This window comes from Arthrobacter sp. YN (assembly GCF_002224285.1).
Classification (GTDB): domain Bacteria; phylum Actinomycetota; class Actinomycetes; order Actinomycetales; family Micrococcaceae; genus Arthrobacter.
The window spans coordinates 1543357-1561556 of the sequence record NZ_CP022436.1; the positions used below are offsets into that span (position 1 = coordinate 1543357).

Consider the following 18200-nt stretch of genomic DNA (forward strand, 5'->3'; position numbering starts at 1 on the left):
AGTGCGGAGCGCCCATGCGGGCTGAGCACCTTGTAGGCCGGGACGCCGAGCTGGATCTGGCCATGAAGATCTTGCGCCAGGAAGGCGCGGGGGCTGTGCTCCTGGTAGCGGACCCCGGTATCGGAAAGACGGCCTTGGCCGCCGAAATTGCGACCCGCCTGGCAGGGGAAATGGTGGTGATGCGGGTCCACGGAAGCCCCGCGTTGTCTGCTGTGCCCTATGGTGTCCTGGCGCCCTATTTGCTGGACTTGCCCGTGGAACAAGCCACCTCGCCGGTGGCGATCCTGAGGGAGTTCTGGGCACAGTTCGAGAAACGCCGTGGCGGCCAAGGCGCACGGCTCTTGCTTATTGTGGACGATGCCCACGATCTGGACGAAGGCAGTACCCAGATCCTGGCCGAATTGGTGACGGCCGGGTGGGCCAGGCTTGTGGCCACCGGCAGGCCCCGCCCGGGTCTGCCCGCCGCGCTGCTTCAGCTATGGTACGACGGTCTTGCCGAGCGGCTGGAGCTTCATCCCCTGGACCATGAGGGTGTCACTGAGCTCGCGGAGAAGACTCTGGACGGAACCGTCATGGCCAGTGCCGCGGACGTGCTGCACTCCGTGTCCGAGGGCAACCCGTTACTCCTTCGCTGCCTCCTGGATGACTCAAGGGCGGACGGAAACCTGGTGCGGCGGAACGGTGTCTGGTTCCTGACACGAGCCCTCTCAGGCAGCGGAGAAGGCCTGGCCGAGGTAGTGCGGAACCGTGTACTGCGGACCAGCGAGGCTGAGAGGGAAGCGATGTACGTCATCGCCCTCTCCGAACCTGTCCCGGCCGCCGTGCTGGATACACAAGTTGGCAGGGAAACCGTGCGGGCGCTGATGGACAGCCGGTTGGTGCTGTCCACCAACGGGCCCGGAAGCCCCCTCAAAATGTGGCACCCCATGTACAGCGAGGCGCTGCGCCAGATTGTTTCGCCTGCCCGCAGCCTCCAGATCCGCCAGCGCATGGTCCAACACCTGCTCGCGGAGCCGCCCACGGCCGAGGGACTGCTCAGGTTGGTGAGCTGGGCGCTGGACTGTGGTGCCGACGTCGATGATGAACAGCTGCTGGAGGCAGCCTTCCTGGCTGCGAAACTCCTCCAGAACCCCCTGGCGCTGGCGGCGGCCGGCAAGGTCCGCTCCGAGGCGTTGCGCCCGCGCGCCCGTGCGGTCATGGCTATGGTCAGCTATAACGACGGCGACTTCCGCAATGCCGTGCGGCTGTTGGAGGAGGGCCTGGGGTACTTGGACGCCGATCCGTCGGGACCCCTGGGGGCAGGGCTGTTGTGGGCCGCTGCGCGGGCGGCCACGGGTGACCCATCGGCGGACATTGTGGCCGATGCCCGGGCCGCGGCGGCATCCCTCGTCAACGGCCTTCCGGAATCAGACCCCATGGTGGGGCTGGTGGGACGGCATGCCAGGGCGCTGGAATTGGCGGCGCTTGCCCACGATGGCCACTACGCAGAACTCCGTGAAGGCCTGGAGCGGTTTGGCGCAGCGCTCAGCCCAGACCAACCGGATTTTGTCATGAACCGGGTGTTCCTCCTGGCCATTCAGTGCGAACTCCTGACAGTAGAGGGCCAGGCTGTGGAGGCGCTCGACGCCGGCCGTGAAGCGTTGGTGCTGCTGGACGAGCAGGCTGATGACCTCCTGTACTTCAGCGACTTTGTGCTGGCGCGGTACACCCTCGCCGCCCTGGGAGCGGGGGACTGGGGCGCCGCCGGGACGGCCCTTGAACGTTACTCCGCGAGATCGGCCATGGGACTCATTGTCTTTGGTGGGGACATCCAAACTCTCAAGGGGTTGTCACTGCTGCGTCAAGGCCGGCTGGAGCAGGCCGCGGAGCTGGTGACTCCTGCCGTCGAGGCACTCCGGGTCAGGGACCCCCAACAGCTGAAGAACCTGGGCAATGCCCTGGCGTTCTACGCCGCGGCCAGGTCCAGCGACACCGCGCTCGCTGAGCGCCTGGCCGGCGAACGGGCAGGCCAGCAGGCCGGTGCTGCGGCTGGCGGAGCCTACGTGGAGGCCCTCGCGGAACTTTTTACCCTGGCCGGCCAGGAGCTGGTGGCCAAGGGCTCAGGGCTGGACAAGCTCAGGAAGCTACCGGAGTCTGTGCGGCTGCATCAGGAGCCTGGTGTCCTGCTGCAAAATCTGGTGCTCCGTGCCGAGCTCGGTGACGCACAGGCCATGGAATCCATCAAGGGGATCACACCATCCATGTCCGGGGCCTGGGCCGCCGGATGGCTTTCCTTGGCGGAAGCACATCTGGGCGCTGACGGCCAAGGCTTCGTCAACGCCGGCAACCTTCTGGCCGCGGCCGGCATGCCCGGACCAGCCGCCGTTGCCTTCGACAAAGCCGCATTGTCCTTCGACGCCGAAGGAAAGCGACCTGAAGCCCGGCAAGCAGCGGTGCTGCGCGATGTCAGCGAAGCCAGCCTTGGTGATGCCCTGGTTCATGACCCCAGCGCCGAAGCGGACCGCTCGGTGCCGTTGACCCGCCGTGAGCAGGACATCGTGGCGTTGGCAGTCTCAGGACTGACCGATCGCCAGATCGCAGAGAAGCTTATGGTGTCCGTACGCACCGTCGAGGGCCACCTGTACCGCAGTTACGCCAAGTTGGGCATCCGCCGTCGCGAAGATCTCGGGGCTGCTGTCCGTCATTGACGGCAGTGCTCCTTGAGTACTCAATAACCACCCAGCACGCCACTTGCCCCCGCTACGGCACGGGTTTTGGCCAATCAGTGGAGTAACCCGTGGGAGTGTTGTGCCCAAACCAAGTAGTGCCCCTCTGAGGTACTGAGTACAACAAGGTATAGGCCCGGAAAAAGCCCCGGACTAATCGAGTACCAACTACTGGTGTACCCCGTTCGCCACCCCGGCAGTATTGATCTTGGAAGAACGGTTCAGCCCCAAGCATCACCGGGATTCCGAAAGTCGCATCATCCGCATCGGTGGTCTCTTTGAGCCGATGCACCGGACACCGAAAGGTGTTCCGGCCCTGGACGAAGCCGGCGGCGACAGAGTCTTCTGAGACCGAGACTCTCCCCCCAGCCGCCGCCGGCTTCTAGGCCAGGTAGCCCGCACTTCGCGGAAACCACCCCTCCCGGACCATGGGACTGCTGCTATTGGAGTGCGCATGCTGCCGGATCCCTGGCTGGACGAAGACACCGTCACAGTCGGGCTGAGGCCATCACCCTTCCCGGACCGGACGAGGCTCCTGGACATCATCCTTTCCGCAGTACCGTCGCCCTCCACCAGTGGCATCGTGGTTGTTGGGGACCGAGGATCCGGAAAGACCCACCTGTTGCTCTCCGTCAAAGAGGGTCTCGCCGAAACCATGGACGTCAGAAGTTTCGCCGGAAAACCAGAGCTGAAGACCACCAGTTATGGCGCCTTGGGTGCGGCGCCTGAAGCCGGCGGTGAAGACACACTGCCGCCGGGACTTCACGTCCTCCGGGCCCTGACCAGCACCCTGGGTGCCGCTGAATATTTGTACACACCACAGATGGGCCGACGCCGGAACAAACGCCGGGCTCAAACGGCAAGGCCGCCGCTGGTGCTGTTGGTGGACGACATCCACTACGTAGACCCAGCATCCTTGGCCGTCCTGCTGCAACTGATACCCGGTTTCGGGGCAACCTTGGTTGCAACTGCCGACAGCCGCAGGCCCCTTCCTCCGGACCTCTACCAACTCTGGGAAGACGGCTTCCTGGAACAGTACTTTCTTCCGCCCTTTACGTTCACCGAGGCGCATGCCCTGTCCGAATCCATTCTGAGTGGAAGGGTCCAACGCCGTGCCAGCAGCCTGCTGGCCGCCATGAGTGGCTTCAATGTGGGGCTGCTGGGGATCGCCATCAACGATGCACGAAGTGCTGGTCTGCTGGTGCAGAAGGACGGCTTCTGGACCATTGATGTCCGGGCCCACTGTGACTGGCCAGGTGTGGTGGCACAAGTGCAGGCCGAAAACGCCGCCCGGCCCCCAGAGGAACGGCATGCGCTGGAACTCATAGCGCTTGCTGAACCTGTGGCGCTGGACGTTGTGGAACACCATTTTGGCCGGAGCGCCGTTGAACACCTTCTGGCCAACCACCACATCCGGCTGTTGGCGGGGAGGCCGCCGCTGGTCAGGATGAGTTCCTGGCTGCGTGGCGAGGGTACCCGACTGGCCGTGCCACGCCCCAGGAGCCTGGCCCTCCGCCTTGGCGTTGAGGAGCCCGCGCTCACGCGCGAATCAGCCCCCACCCTGCTGCGGTGGATGACATGGTCCCTCGACTGTGGCCTGACCCTTTCCGATGAACTTCTTCTGGCCACCGCCCCGGCCGCCGACAGGCCGTCAACAGCAGAACTCGTCATGCGGGCCGCCGCAGCAGTGGCCGGGCCGGGCCGGAAGGACGAGGCCAGGCTCCTCCGGGCGCGGGCCTTGGTTGCTGAAGGCCTGCTGGGCGAAGCGGCCCCGGAACTGCGGGAGTTGGCAGCAGGTGGGGGATCGCCGGAGGTGAAGGCCGATGCCGTCTGCCGCCTGTTGGCATTGGATCTCCTGGGTGCCGTACCGGGTGAGGCCGTGCCTGGCCTTTCGGAGGACGCCGGTTCAGGGGAGACTGCTTCCGGCGCCGGCCGGCCGCAGACCCTGCAAGAAGTTTCCGGCCATGTGGTGTGGAACGTCCGGGAAGCCGAACGGCTCTTGCTCGCCGGATCAGCCCCGGAAGCGTTGGAGCGGTCAACTGCGGCAATGGCGGCCGTGGATGCGGACCCTGCCCTGGACATGTTCCGGCCTGGGGTGCTGCTGCGGCACGTAGTGTGCCTTCGCAACAATCTGGTCTGGAGCCAAGCGGATTCACTCCTGGAGTGTCCCGCCTCCTTTGTCCTCCCCACATACCTTGCCGTGTGCTTGGACGTTGCCCGGGGGTACGCCGAACTCAGCCAGGGGCTTCCCCGCGCCGCGCGGGGAACCTTGGAACCGGTCCTTGCCGAACTGTCCGACGCCGGCCTTCCGCCGGTACTGGCTTTTGCTGCAGCCCTGCTGGCCTACTCCGAGGCGCTGTGCGGAAACCCTGTGCAGGCGATGCAACGCAGTGGGCAGAGCCTCGCTGCTTTGCAGGAGGTCGAGGATCCCGCAGGCCTCCTACCCCAGCTCAGCTCCGTCTACCTGGCGGCGGCGCAGGACCAGATGGCCGGTAAGCCGGACCATCTGTTGGCGCTGGCAGAACAACTCCACCACCAGGGCAGCACGTTGTTGGAAGCCGAGGCAGTCTCCCTCCTGACGCTCAATGCAGGCAGTGCCGCCGTCGACGACCTCGTGGTCCAGCGGCGGCTGTCAGGACTTGCGGCCGAAATTCACGGAGCCGGAGGAGCCGCCCTGGGAGCGTTTGCAGAGGCGCTGTTGGACAACGACCCCAAGACGTTGGAAGCGGCGGGACGAAGTTTGTCTGCCGACAGGCTGTTTGCCCATGCTTCCGTCTGCTACTCGCGAGCGGCCAGCGGGTATGAAGCCCGAACCCGGAGTGCAGCAAGCCGGCGCGCATCGGTCCTGGTTGAGCGGCTTCGCAGTGCGTTCGACAGCGGGGCTGTTCCGCCGCTGGGCTGGGTGCCCGGGAGGGCCGGCGGCTGAACGTGCTGTACGGCACACCTGCGGCACCGCACGGCAGGGGCCACCGTGGGATAATAGGGAGTCCCTGAAGGATTTCCAAGGAGCGCCCCTTGACTGCCGTATCAACCCCCGCCTCACTGCTGCGGTCCGTGCATGCCATGGACAATGCGGAGGTGTTGCGGATCCGGAATGACTTCCCGGTGCTGGACCAGCTGGTCAACGGTAAACCCTTGATCTATCTGGATTCCGGCGCCACGTCGCAGAACCCGCTAAGCGTCATCGAAGCCGAGCAGGAGTACTATGAGCAACGCAATGCGGCCGTCCACCGTGGAGCCCACCACCTTGCCGTGGAAGCCACGGAGGTCTTCGAGGACGCACGCCAGACCGTAGCGGACTTCATCGGCGCGCAGTACGAGGAAACCGTGTGGACCTCCAACGCCACCGAGGGGCTCAACCTCATCAGCTACGCACTGTCCAACGCCGGGTTGTGGGCGGCGCAGGGCCGCGGCGATTCACGGTTGAAGGACCTGGCCGTGGGACCGGGCGACGAGATCGTGGTCACCGAAATGGAGCATCACGCCAACCTCATACCCTGGCAGGAACTGGCCTTCCGGACGGGGGCCACCCTCAAGTACATCCCCGTCTCCGATGACGGAACGTTGATGCTCGACGCCGCAGCCGGGATCGTGGGGGAACGGACCAAGCTCCTGGCCTTCACCCACGCTTCCAACGTCCTGGGTACCATCAACCCGGTGGCGGAACTCGTGGCACTCGCCCGCAAGGTCGGGGCCCTGGTGGTCCTGGATGCTTGCCAGTCCGTGCCGCACCTGGCCGTGGACGTCAAAGAGTTGGACGTCGACTTCGCCGTGTTCTCCGGGCACAAGATGCTGGCGCCCACAGGTGTCGGCGTGCTGTACGGCAAGCAGGAACTCCTTGATGTCATGCCGCCCTTCCTCACCGGTGGTTCCATGATCACCACGGTCACCATGGAGCGGGCCGAGTACTTGCCGGCCCCTCAACGGTTCGAGGCCGGTACCCAGCGGATCTCCCAGGCCGTGGCGCTTGCTGCCGCCGTCAACTACCTCACCGAGACCGGCATCGACCGCATTCATGCATGGGAAACGACGCTTGGTCAGCGCCTCGTCAAAGGGCTCGAGAGCATCGACGGCATCCGTGTGGTGGGTCCCGCCTCCGGGTCCGAGCGGATCGGCCTGGCAGCGTTCGACGTCGCTGGTGTCCACGCCCACGACGTCGGGCAGTTCCTTGATGATCGCGGCATCGCCGTTCGAGTCGGTCACCACTGCGCCCAGCCGTTGCACCGCCGCCTGGGCCTGACGGCCACTACCCGGGCGAGCACCTACCTTTACAACACCACGGACGACGTCGATGCTTTCCTCGACGCTGTTTCCGGGGTCCGGGCATACTTCCAGGCCTGACCTTCGGCCGCCGTGAAAAGCCAGGCAGCCTCAAACCAACGATTTCCTCAGAACAGGCAACAACCACCATGAGTCTTGACCAGCTGTACCAGCAGATCATCCTGGACCACTCCAAGCAGCGGCATGGTAGCGGCCTGGCTGAAACGCCAGCCCCCGAAGGGGCGGCCACCGGCCAATCACACCAGCTGAACCCGGTGTGCGGGATGAAGTCACGCTGCGGTTGGCCGTTGCTGACGGAACCGTCCAGCAGATCAGCTGGGACGGCGCGGGCTGCTCCATTTCCATGGCCTCGGCCTCGGTGCTCAGTGAACTGGGTGAGGGCATGTCCGTGGAGGAATTGCACTCAGTGATCGATAACTTCCGTGAGGTCCTGCGGTCGCGTGGCAAAATCCAGGCGGACCCGGAGATCCTGGGCGACGCTGCCGCTTTCGAGGGCGTTGCCCGTTATGCGGCCCGCGTGAAATGCGCCATGATCTCCTGGGTTGCTGCCGAGGACGCGCTCAACCAGGCCACCGCCTGACCTTCCAGCAGCCCGCAAGACCGGAGCACCGCAGCAGCCCAGCACCCGCGCGTCAGGCGCGGGCAAAGACGTCAGGCACGCCATCGCCGTCGTCGTCCCGTTCTTCATCCGCCTGCACCTGGCGGTACCGCCGGTTCCGGGCCCTGAGTACGACGGCGGCCAGCAGCGCCGAGATCAGGGAACCTGCCAGGATGGCCACCTTGGCGTGGTCATTATGGGCTGAACCGGTGCCGAAACTCAGCTCGCCGATGAGCAACGAGACCGTGAAGCCGATGCCGGCCAGAAGCGCCAGTCCGAAGAGGTCGATCCAGGCGATGCTGGAATCGAGGCTTGCGCGGGTGGTCTTGGTGACCAGGTACGTGGTGCCGAAAACACCCACTGCCTTGCCCACTACCAACGCTGCCACAATGCCAACGGCCACGGGGTCCGTGAGCGCTGCCCCCATGCCATCGAATCCGCCCAAGGCCACGCCTGCGGAGAAGAAGGCGAAGACGGGCACTGCGAAGCCTGCCGAGAACGGGCGCAGCCGGTGCTCGAAGTGCTCAGCCAGTCCTTCGGCCGGTTCTCCCTTCTTGCCGCTGGCCAGGACCGGAACGGCGAAGCCCAACAGCACCCCGGCCACGGTGGCGTGGATTCCGGAAGCGTGGACGAAGCCCCAGGTGGCCAAGGCAAGGGGACGAGCAGGTACCAGCTGCGGATCCGCTTTTGGACCAGGAACGTGAAGAGGGCCAGCGGCACCAAGGCGGCCAACAGCATGAGCGGCTGGAGTCCGGTGGAATAGAAGAAGGCGATGATGCCGATGGCGATGAGGTCGTCCACCACGGCGAGGGTCAGCAGGAACGTCCGGAGCGCTGACGGCAGGTGGGTGTTGATGACGGCCAGCACGGCCAGGGCGAAGGCGATGTCCGTCGCGGTAGGAATGGCCCAGCCCTTGAGCGTCTCAGGGGACCCGAGGTTGAACAGGACAAAGATGACGGCCGGAACCACGACGCCGCCGATCGCCGCGGCGACGGGAACAACTGCTTTAGCGGGTTTACGGAGTTCGCCGGCCACGAACTCGCGTTTGAGCTCAAGGCCTGCCAAGAAGAAGAACACCGCCAGGAGGCCGTCCGAGGCCCAATGGCCGAGGCTCAACTCAAGATGCCAGGGTTCGAAGCCAATCTTGACGTCGCGGAATGCGAAATAGCCGTCCGCAGCGGGTGAGTTGGCCCAGATGAGGGCCACCACCGTGGCTGTCAGGAGGAGGGCGCCGCCCACTGTTTCCGTGCGAAGGATCGCGAGGATCCTGCGGTACTCGGGGTAGCTGGAGCGCGAGAAAACTGCGTTTGAACTGCCGGGTTGCTGAGGGGCTGCAGGGGGCTTCCGGGCCACGGGGGCTCCTTACTTGAAGAATCAATCGGTCTATGGGGAGCACAAAGACTCCGCCGACCAGACTTCCCGGCACACCAATAACCATCTTACCCAACTGAGTAACAGCAAATGTTCCAATGAGGGCTCAGTGGAGCGTTTGCTGTCACCCAGTTGGGTAAGGCGAGGGCTAGGCGACGAGACCCGCGATCCCAATGGCCGCCGTCGCGAGTCCCAGCACCATGGAGATGGTGACCAGCACAACGTGGACCGTGAGGAACTTGGTCGCCTTGCCTGCGGCATCGCGGGCGCGGGGGTCCTTCATGACGCGCTTGAGGAACTGCGGCCACACCACCAGGGACCAGACCCCGGCAACGATCAGGACAACCGCAAGGATCGCGGGGATCTCCACGCTAGTGGCTTTCGAGCCAGGCCTGGGCCTGCTGTGACTGGATGTTCAGGGCCTTGCCCACCATCGGCTCAGCGGCGTCGGCGATCTTGCCACCGAGGAACGGCACCGAAGAAGACACGTTGCCTTCGAGCTCGATCCGGGTGTTGCTGCCATCAGCCACGAGGCGCTGAACGGCCGTGACGTCCAGGGGAGCACCCGAGATCTTGAGCGCGATGTTGCTGGCGCGCGAACCATCGGCGGCTGGAGCCTCCCACTGCTCGGTCTGGGTGACCTTCAGGGTTTCGCCAACGAACTTGCGGGCAATGTCCGGCAGGCGGGTGGTCGGCAGGGTGCGGACGGTGGTGGTGCTGAAGGCACCGGCGGGGTCGCCGTCGATCGTGAACGATTCCAGGGAACCGCCCACCAGTTCGCTCGTGTGACGCAGGAAATCTTCGTTGACAAATACGGCAGCAACGCGGTCAACGCTGTGCGGCAGGGTGGTGGATGCGCTCAGGGCCATGGGTCCTCCGTGAATGGTGGTGGTGAAGCTTTTTAGCTCCCAACATCCTACGGGGTCTCGCTGGCCACCCCTGAACCGGCGGTCTTGGGCGAGCTTTCCTGGAGGGTGGTGGCCGCTGCCGAGATGTTGCGGGCCATGGACGGGAAGATCAAGCCGTGGAACGGGTAGACACCCAGCCAGTAGAGCCGTCCGGCCAGGCCGCGCGGGAAGAAAATGGCGCGCTGTTTGTACAGGCTGCCGTTACCGTCGGGTTCAACCGCCAGCTCCAGCCATGCCCCTCCCGGTGCCCGCATCTCGGCCCGCAGGCGCAGCAGGTGCCCGCGATCAATGGCTTCCACCCGCCACCAGTCCACTACCTCGCCGGTGTTCAGCGTCTTGGGGTGCCGGCGTCCCCGCAGCAATCCGGCGCCGCCCTGGAGCTTGTCCAGCCACCCACGGATCCGCCAGGCCAAAGGCAGCGAGTACCAGCCGTTCTTGCCGCCGATGCCCTCGATGATGGTCCAGACATGCTCTGGCTTCGCTTCGCTGTGGAAGGTCCGTTCGTCCAGGAACACTTTGTAACCGGCCCAGTCGGGGTCGCTCGGAAGCGGATCGGCGTCGATGCCGGCGTTGGCCCAGGTGGTCTCCACCTGCCCGTCACGTTCCTTGCCGAGCGCCAAGGCGACGGCGCGGCGGTAGGGCGTCAGGCCGCCGTCGGGCTGCGGGAAGTAACGGTCGACGTCGTGCTCCCGCGAGACCGCGTCATGCTGCAGCGACTGCACCAACGGCAGGGACATGGACAATGGAATGGGGGTCACCAAGGCGACCCACAAACCGGCAAGCTTCGGTGCAGGCACGGGGAGCGCAATGACCAACCGCCGGGGGAGCCCACGCTCCACGGCGTACTCGTTCATCATCTCCTTGTACTTCAGGACGTCCCGGGAGCCGATATCGAAAGACCGGTTCACGTTCTCCGGGAGCGCCGCGGCAGCCACGAGGTAATGCAGGACGTCACGGACCGCGATGGCCTCAACCCGGTTGCCAACCCAACTTGGCGCGGGCATCACGGGAAGGGTTTCGGCGAGGTGCCGGATCATCTCGAACGACGCCGACCCGGAACCAATCACCACACCGGCCTGGAACACGATCGCGTCCACCGGCGAATCGAGGAACACCTTTCCCACGGTCTCGCGGGAACGCATGTGGACGGAAAGTTCCTCGTTCTCCGGGTGCAGTCCGCCGAGGTAGACGATTCTGTCCACGCCGGCCTCGGCTGCGGCTTCTGCCACGAGCCGGGCCATGGCTTCTTCCTTGGCCTCGAATCCGCTGCCGGACGCCATGGAATGGACCAGGTAATACAGGACGTCCACGCCGGCCATGGCTTCGGTGAGGCCGTCGGCGTCGGACAGGCTGTTCTCGATGATCTCCACGCGGTCATGCCAGGGAACATCGGCGATCTTCTGTGGCGTGCGGACAAGGACCTTGACCCTATGGCCGGCCTCGAGGAGCCGGGGGACCAGGCGGCCGCCGATGTACCCGGTGGCGCCGGTCACCAGTACGGTCTTGGTGTCCTGCGGGGTGTTGGAATGGGTGGCTTCCGAAGGCTGCAAAGGAACTCCTGGGGCTGGGGGTAGAGGTAGGCTGGAATGACCCGGCGTTCATCTGAATTTCCGGGCATTTGTGTTGCCTGCCCTTGGACCCACCCTAGGAGTTTCTGTCATGAGCCTCAACGGTCTGCGCCGCGCACTGGCGGAGGACAAGACTTTCGCGCGCGTCCGAACGGAAGCTCAGCGGCCCTTCAGCGACCGCAACACTGACTACCAGATCAGCGCGCCCACGGGCATGCGGGCGGTGCTGCTCGCGGAAATGGCCGACGCGCTTGCTGATGCTGGTGCTGATACCGATTCCGCCGGCACGCCCGTGGTCCTCGCCATCACCGCTACTGGCCGCGAGGCCGAAGACCTCACTGCCGCTCTGGCCTCCTATCTTCCCGCCGAGTCCGTGGCAGCCTTCCCCAGCTGGGAAACCCTCCCGCACGAGCGGCTGTCGCCGCGCTCGGACACCGTAGGCCGCCGTCTATCCGTCCTGCGCCGCCTGACCCACCCGGAAACCTCGACGGCGGCCCCCTTGCGCGTAGTGGTGGCTCCTGTCCGCGCCGTGGTACAGCCCCTTGTGGCCGGGCTGGGAGACCTGGTTCCGGTGACGCTGCAGGTGGGACAGGAACGCTCGTTCACTGAGGTGGTCCGTGCGTTGTCCGATGCCGCGTATGCCCGCGTGGACATGGTGACGCACCGTGGCGAATTCGCCGTCCGTGGTGGCATCCTTGACGTCTTCCCGCCCACCGAGGACCACCCCATCCGCGTCGAATTCTTCGGCGATGAAGTGGACCAGATGCGCTGGTTCGCCGTAGCCGACCAGCGCTCGCTGTCCGCCCCCGGCATCCACCACCCCACGGCGCTTCATGCCCCGCCGTGCCGCGAAATCCTGATCACGCCCTCCGTGATGTCCCGTGCGTCGAAGCTGAAGGCGGACATGCCGGCAGCTGCGGACATGCTGGAAAAGATCGCCGGCGGCATCGCCGTCGAAGGCATGGAATCGCTGGCACCGGTGCTGGTGGACGCCATGGTCCCGTTCGTGGATCAGCTCCCGGCAGGGTCCCTGTCCGTCGTCATCGAACCGGAGAAGGTGCGCACCCGCGCCCATGATCTCGCGGCCACCAACGAGGAATTCCTGGAAGCCGCCTGGTCAACAGCGTCCGACGGCGGTGCGGCGCCCCTTGACCTGTCGTCCCAGGCCTCCACAGACCTGCATGCCGCCAGTTTCCGGTCCCTCACCGACACTCGCTCGGCTGCCCTTGCACACGACGTCTCCTGGTGGTCCATCACCTCACTGGCCACTGACGAGGACCTGGTCCTGGACATCGACGTCCTGAACATGCGTGCCCGTGAACCTCGGGGCTACCAAGGTGAAGTGGCGGAGATGCTGGAGTTCATCGGCTCCCGCGTCCGCGAGCAATGGCGGGTGGTGGTGGTGACCGATGGTCCCGGGCCTGCCCAACGCCTGGCAGAGCTGTTCCACGATGCCGACATTCCGTGTTCCCGCGTTGAGTCACTGGAGAAGGATCCGCAGCCAGGCATCATCGAGGTGACCACCGCCGCCGTCGGACGTGGTTTTGTCCTGGACGGCCTCAAACTGGGCCTGTTGACCGAAGCCGACCTGCTGGGTCGCGCGACGGCCAGTTCCACCAAGGACATGCGGCGTATGCCGTCCAAGCGCCGCAACGCCGTGGATCCGTTGCAACTGCACGCCGGCGATTTTGTGGTGCACGAGCAGCACGGCATCGGCCGGTTCGTGGAGCTCATCCAGCGCAAGGTGGCCGGCACGTCGTCGTCCGATGCCGGGCTGCGCGAGTACCTCGTGCTGGAGTACGCGCCCTCCAAACGCGGCGCCCCAGGCGACCGGCTCTTTGTGCCCACCGACCAGCTGGACCAGGTGACCCGCTACGTCGGCGGAGACACCCCTTCGTTGAGCAAAATGGGCGGTGCCGACTGGGCCAGTACCAAGTCCAAGGCCCGCAAGGCCGTCAAGGAAATCGCCGGTGAGCTGATCCGGCTGTACTCCGCCCGCATGGCATCCCGCGGACACGCCTTCGCCCCCGATACCCCGTGGCAGCGCGAACTCGAGGAGGCTTTCCCCTATGTGGAGACGCCCGACCAGTTGACCACCATCAACGAGGTCAAGGCGGACATGGAACGGGAGATTCCCATGGACCGGCTGGTGTCCGGTGATGTGGGCTACGGCAAGACTGAAATCGCGGTCCGTGCAGCCTTCAAGGCCGTCCAGGACGGCAAGCAAGTAGCTGTGCTGGTGCCCACCACTCTGTTGGCGCAGCAACACTACGAAACCTTCACGGAGCGCTTCTCCGGGTTCCCGTTGCGCGTGAAGCCGCTGTCCCGTTTCCAGAGCACCAAAGAAGCCAAGGAAACGGCCGAGGGCGTCAAGAGCGGCGCCGTGGACGTCGTGATCGGTACGCACCGGCTGCTGTCCAAGGACTTCGAGTTCAAGGACCTGGGCCTGGTGATCGTGGACGAAGAGCAGCGCTTCGGGGTGGAGCACAAGGAAGCGCTCAAGAAGATGCGCACCAACGTTGATGTACTGGCGATGAGCGCGACGCCGATTCCCCGAACCCTTGAAATGTCCCTCACCGGTATCCGGGAAACATCCACCCTGGCCACGCCGCCTGAGGAACGCCACCCCGTGCTGACCTACGTGGGGCCGTACACGAACAAGCAGACCTCCGCAGCGATCCGTCGCGAACTCATGCGCGAGGGACAGGTGTTCTTTGTCCACAACCGGGTTTCCTCGATCGAGCGCATCGCAGCACAAATCCGCGAACTGGTTCCGGAAGCCCGCGTGGAAGTCGCCCACGGGCAGATGTCCGAAAGCCGCCTCGAGAAGATCATCGTGGACTTCTGGGAGAAGCGTTTCGACGTCCTGGTCTGCACCACCATCATTGAGACGGGCCTGGATATTTCCAACGCCAACACCCTGATTGTGGATGGCGCGGACAAGTACGGCCTCTCGCAACTCCACCAGCTCCGTGGGCGTGTTGGCCGTGGCCGTGAACGCGCCTACGCCTACTTCCTGTACCCCTCCGAGAAGCCATTGGGCGAGGTAGCGCTGGAACGCCTCAAAGCCGTGGCCGCGCACAACGAACTCGGTGCCGGGATGCAGTTGGCCATGAAGGACCTTGAAATCCGTGGCGCGGGAAACCTCTTGGGCGGTGAGCAGTCCGGTCACATCCAAGGCGTCGGCTTTGACCTTTACATTCGCCTGGTGGGCGAGGCTGTGGCCGAGTACCGCGGCGAGGCCGAGGAAAAGGCGGCGGAGATGAAGATCGAACTGCCCGTCAATGCCCACCTTCCGCACGACTACGTGCCAGGGGAAAGGTTGCGCCTGGAGGCTTACCGTAAGCTGGCCGCGGCCATCACGTACGAAGCGATCGACGAAGTCCTCGCCGAACTGGTGGACCGTTACGGCGAGCCACCTCTGCCTGCGCAGAACCTCATTGCCGTGGCGCGCTTCAGGGTGGGAGCCCGCGAAGCCGGCCTGTCCGACGTCGCGCTCCAAGGCAACTTCATCCGCTTCTCGCCGGCGCAACTGCCCGAATCCAAAACCATGCGCCTGAACCGCATGTACCCGGGTGCACAGGTGAAGCCGGCCTTGGACGCTGTGCTGATTCCCAAACCCAAGACGGCCCGCATCGGTGGCCGCGACCTGCAGGATGCAGAGATCCTCGAGTGGGCCAATGGCGTGATTTCCGCGATTTTCGCCGATGTACCTGTGAAGGCTGGCTAACTGAATGATGGGAGGACATCACGCCGCGTCGGGAGCCGCGGCGTGGATCGCTATTGCCTCAACCGGTCCGTATGCCCTGGGTTGGTACCCGTTGGATTCCACGGGGATCCTGATCGGCGCCATGGCGACGGCGGGAACTGCTTTGGTGGTCGACTGGGACCACCGCCACAGCACCATCGCCAATTCCCTGCCGCCGTTGTCCAACATGATTGCGGTGGGAATTGAGAAGGCCAGCGGCGGGCACCGCCAAGGGACGCATTCCCTGTTGGGGGCCTCGGCCTTTGTTGTGCTGGCAGCAATGGCCGCACAGTTCCAGATGGTGACGCCCATGGGGAAGTTGTCTGTGGGCGCGGGGCTGCTGTGCATGTTCATGATCAACCTGGCAGCCAAGGCGTTGAACCTGTTTCCGAAGTCAGGCTGGATTACCAACTGGCTGTTCGCATTGGTCATGGCCGGCCTGGTGACCTGGTTTGCGCCGGATCAGTGGGGTTGGTTGCCGCTGTCCATGCTCACCGGCGTGGTGGTGCACATTGTGGGGGACATGATCACGGTTGGGGGAGTGCCGCTGTTGTGGCCGATTGTCATCAAGCCGCCTAAATTCCTGCGCAAATCGTTGATCAGCGGAATTTGGCGGTCCAACGGGGCCTTCTCCATTCCACTGCTGGGGCGGGCTGGTTCCCGGCGTGAGTGGCTGGTCCTGATTCCCGTCAGCGGCTATGCCATGGTGGGCATGGGAGCCGCGGCATGGACACTGGCGCAACAGCACTGGCCCGGCGTTTTGGCGGCATTGGGCGGTGTGGTGCAGTTACCGTGACGGCCTGACGGGCTCGCCGCTGAGGGGCTCGCTCCTGGCTGCATCGCCAGCGGGCGTCCAATTGGCTTAAAAGAAAGCGGCCCAGGCATGAACCTGGGCCGCTTCTTCGCTGTATCTAAGGGTTTAGCTTTCGCCTGCGGAATCAGAACGGCCAAGAATGGTCTGCGGGATCCAGAAAGCCAGCGCGAAGAGGCCCAGGCAAACGGCCATCGGCCACGGGTTGTCCAAGCTCAGGAAGGACAGCGAGTAGATGGAGCCCAGGAAGAGCACGATCATGACCACGAACAGCACAATGCTTGTGCCCAGGTTGTTCTCACGTTCAATGGGGGCGCTTGTTGCGTTCTTGGACATTCGTTCCTCCTCGGCCCCGCGGGGCTCAAAAATTCTCTGGCAGTTGCGGAAGCCTCAGTAGGCGGATGAACCTTGTTCACCCTTGACGATGGCAATTCCGGAACTTGCTCCGATACGTGTTGCACCAGCAGCAATCATAGCCTGTGCATCGGCCAGGGAGCGCACTCCACCGGAGGCTTTGACCCCGAGGTCCGGTCCAACGGTCTTGCGCATCAAGGCGACGTCCTCGGCAGTTGCGCCTCCGCCATTGAAGCCGGTGGAGGTCTTCACGAAGTCCGCACCTGCTTCCACGGCCGCTTCGCAGGCGATGACCTTCTGCTCGTCGGTCAGCATGGACGTCTCGATGATGACCTTCAGGATGGCCTCACCGGCGTGGACCGTCTCGGCTACAGCCTTGATGTCGTCCACCAGTGCACCCTTGTCGTTGGCCCGGGCAGAGGCCATGTTGATCACCATGTCGATCTCGTCCGCACCATCGAGCACTGCTCCACGGGCTTCAAAAGACTTGACGTCGCTGGGCGTGGCGCCCAGCGGGAATCCGATGACCGAACACGTCAGCACACCGGAACCTTTGAGGGCCTTGGTGACGGTCTTGACCCAGACCGGGTTCACGCAGACGGACTTGAACCGGTATTCGATGGCCTCGGCGCAGACCTTGAGGACGTCTGTTTCACTGGCCTCCGGCTTCAGCAATGTGTGGTCGATGTAGGAGGCGATGTTCGCCGGGGCGACGGCTTGGTTGCTCATGGGATCCTTCCGTGCAGGGCGTGGCCGGCCCGGTGGCCGCAGGGTTGTCACTGCCCGTCAAAGGACCATCTTGCCACATGGGTTGCCTGCCGCAGGGAGGGCCTGGGTGCCGTGGAAGGCGGGCACACAGGACGGGCTAAGCCGCCATCGGGACCTGCTGATCAGAGCTGCCCCGTGTGCCCAACAGCATGCCGGAAGCGCACAACATCGCAGAAGACTCAGCGGAGAGGAGCAGACCCAGGCGGAGGCCGTCGCACGAAGCGGCGTCGCCGATCGCCCAAATGCCCGGGACGGAAGTCGCGAGGTCGCGCCCCACGGAAATGCCGCCGTCGGACGCCACCGCCAAGCCGGCGCTCTCGGCGAGGTCGTTACGGGCCGTGCGTTCCTCGGCAATGACCACGAGGTCGCCCTTCATGCTGCTGCCGTCCTCGAACAGGATGCCAGTGGCCGGCAGGTTGGAGCCCGGCGCGGCTGCGGCAGTGGAAGCAACAGGAGTTGTGGAAGCGACAGGAGTGGGTTCGGCAATCACCGCAGCGGGGCGAAGGGTGGTCCGGACGGGACGGACTCCACGGGCACGGAGGACGGCCTCTGCCTGGCCCGCGGCAGGCCCACTGCCCACCAGGATTCCGAGGGGACGGCGGCCCACCATCCTCGTGACCTCCTTGACGGCTTCACCGATGGTGGCGGCGTCGTCGATGGTGGAGTAGCTCAGGCCGGATTCGGCTCCGGCTACGGGCGGGAGGGAAGGGGCAGAACCGGTGGCGATGACCAGTTGGTCGTAGGAGAATTCCAGGCCATCCACTGTGGTGACCATTTTGGCGTCGGAGTCGATGAAGCTGGCAGGCTGCCCGAAGCGGACCGAAACCTGGGGGAGCTCGGCGAGTTCCAGCAAAGCGTCCGGGCACTCATCGCGGTTACTGAGGACGGTGATGGTTCCATCGAACGCGCGTTGCCGGGAGTCTGACCTTCCCGCAAGCCGCCGCACCAAAGCCTGGGCGGCGGGACCTGCGCCTGCGATCACGATGTGGACGGAGGGTGCGGACGGGGTGGAGGACATGTTTGGCCCTTTCGCTCAGATGACCTGCTGTTGATCATCAGCGTAGGCGGCCGGTTTTTCGCGGGTGTTT

At 64.8% G+C, this 18200-nt stretch carries 11 protein-coding genes and 2 pseudogenes; 6 read left to right on the plus strand and 7 right to left on the minus strand.

The features are described from left to right. Positions 1-14 precede the first annotated feature (14 nt). From CGK93_RS07070 to sufU, 4 genes and pseudogenes are all read left to right on the plus strand, one after another. Positions 15-2687 (plus strand): AAA family ATPase, encoded by a 2673-nt coding sequence (locus CGK93_RS07070; RefSeq protein WP_089594210.1) that lies wholly within the window; start codon positions 15-17, stop codon positions 2685-2687. 472 nt (positions 2688-3159) lie between these two features. Continuing rightward, entirely contained in the window at positions 3160-5631 is a 2472-nt protein-coding gene (locus tag CGK93_RS07075; RefSeq protein ID WP_089594211.1) for an ATP-binding protein, read from the plus strand. 89 nt (positions 5632-5720) lie between these two features. Next, positions 5721-7046: a cysteine desulfurase gene (locus CGK93_RS07080; RefSeq protein WP_089594212.1), complete on the plus strand. Its 1326-nt coding sequence runs from the start codon at positions 5721-5723 to the stop codon at positions 7044-7046. Positions 7047-7114: 68 nt separating this feature from the next. Continuing rightward, positions 7115-7566, plus strand: a pseudogene (gene sufU, locus CGK93_RS07085) (Fe-S cluster assembly sulfur transfer protein SufU). A 52-nt stretch (positions 7567-7618) separates the two neighbouring features. On the opposite strand, the pseudogene nhaA reads toward sufU, so the two are convergent. From nhaA to CGK93_RS07105, 4 genes and pseudogenes are all read right to left on the minus strand, one after another. Next, positions 7619-8937 (minus strand): annotated as a pseudogene (gene nhaA / locus CGK93_RS07090) (Na+/H+ antiporter NhaA). A 166-nt stretch (positions 8938-9103) separates the two neighbouring features. After that, on the minus strand, positions 9104-9325 hold the full coding sequence (locus CGK93_RS07095; protein ID WP_089594213.1) for an SCO4848 family membrane protein: 222 nt from the start codon (positions 9323-9325) through the stop codon (positions 9104-9106). A 1-nt stretch (position 9326) separates the two neighbouring features. Next, a complete protein-coding gene (locus CGK93_RS07100) occupies positions 9327-9824 on the minus strand; it encodes a DUF2505 domain-containing protein (protein WP_089594214.1) in 498 nt (165 codons plus the stop codon). 47 nt (positions 9825-9871) lie between these two features. Continuing rightward, the gene (locus tag CGK93_RS07105) at positions 9872-11413 is read right to left on the minus strand and encodes an SDR family oxidoreductase (RefSeq protein ID WP_089594215.1); all 1542 of its coding nucleotides are present in this window, start codon (positions 11411-11413) and stop codon (positions 9872-9874) included. A gap of 109 nt (positions 11414-11522) precedes the next feature. Between CGK93_RS07105 and mfd the strand changes: the two genes are divergently transcribed. Together mfd and CGK93_RS07115 are read left to right on the plus strand one after the other, a co-directional pair. Next, positions 11523-15161 (plus strand): transcription-repair coupling factor, encoded by a 3639-nt coding sequence (gene mfd / locus CGK93_RS07110; protein ID WP_089594216.1) that lies wholly within the window; start codon positions 11523-11525, stop codon positions 15159-15161. Between the two features lie 4 nt (positions 15162-15165). Next, on the plus strand, positions 15166-15975 hold the full coding sequence (locus tag CGK93_RS07115) for a metal-dependent hydrolase (RefSeq protein WP_089594217.1): 810 nt from the start codon (positions 15166-15168) through the stop codon (positions 15973-15975). 123 nt (positions 15976-16098) lie between these two features. On the opposite strand, the gene CGK93_RS07120 is transcribed toward CGK93_RS07115, so the two are convergent. The 3 genes from CGK93_RS07120 to CGK93_RS07130 form a co-directional block, all read right to left on the minus strand. Next, the gene (locus CGK93_RS07120) at positions 16099-16326 is read right to left on the minus strand and encodes a hypothetical protein (protein WP_089594218.1); all 228 of its coding nucleotides are present in this window, start codon (positions 16324-16326) and stop codon (positions 16099-16101) included. A gap of 54 nt (positions 16327-16380) precedes the next feature. Continuing rightward, the gene (gene deoC, locus CGK93_RS07125; RefSeq protein ID WP_089594219.1) at positions 16381-17073 is read right to left on the minus strand and encodes a deoxyribose-phosphate aldolase; all 693 of its coding nucleotides are present in this window, start codon (positions 17071-17073) and stop codon (positions 16381-16383) included. A 136-nt stretch (positions 17074-17209) separates the two neighbouring features. Further along, positions 17210-18130 carry an FAD-dependent oxidoreductase gene (locus tag CGK93_RS07130; RefSeq protein ID WP_089594220.1) on the minus strand — a complete coding sequence of 307 codons (921 nt, stop codon included), beginning with the start codon at positions 18128-18130 and terminating at the stop codon, positions 17210-17212. Positions 18131-18200 lie beyond the last annotated feature (70 nt).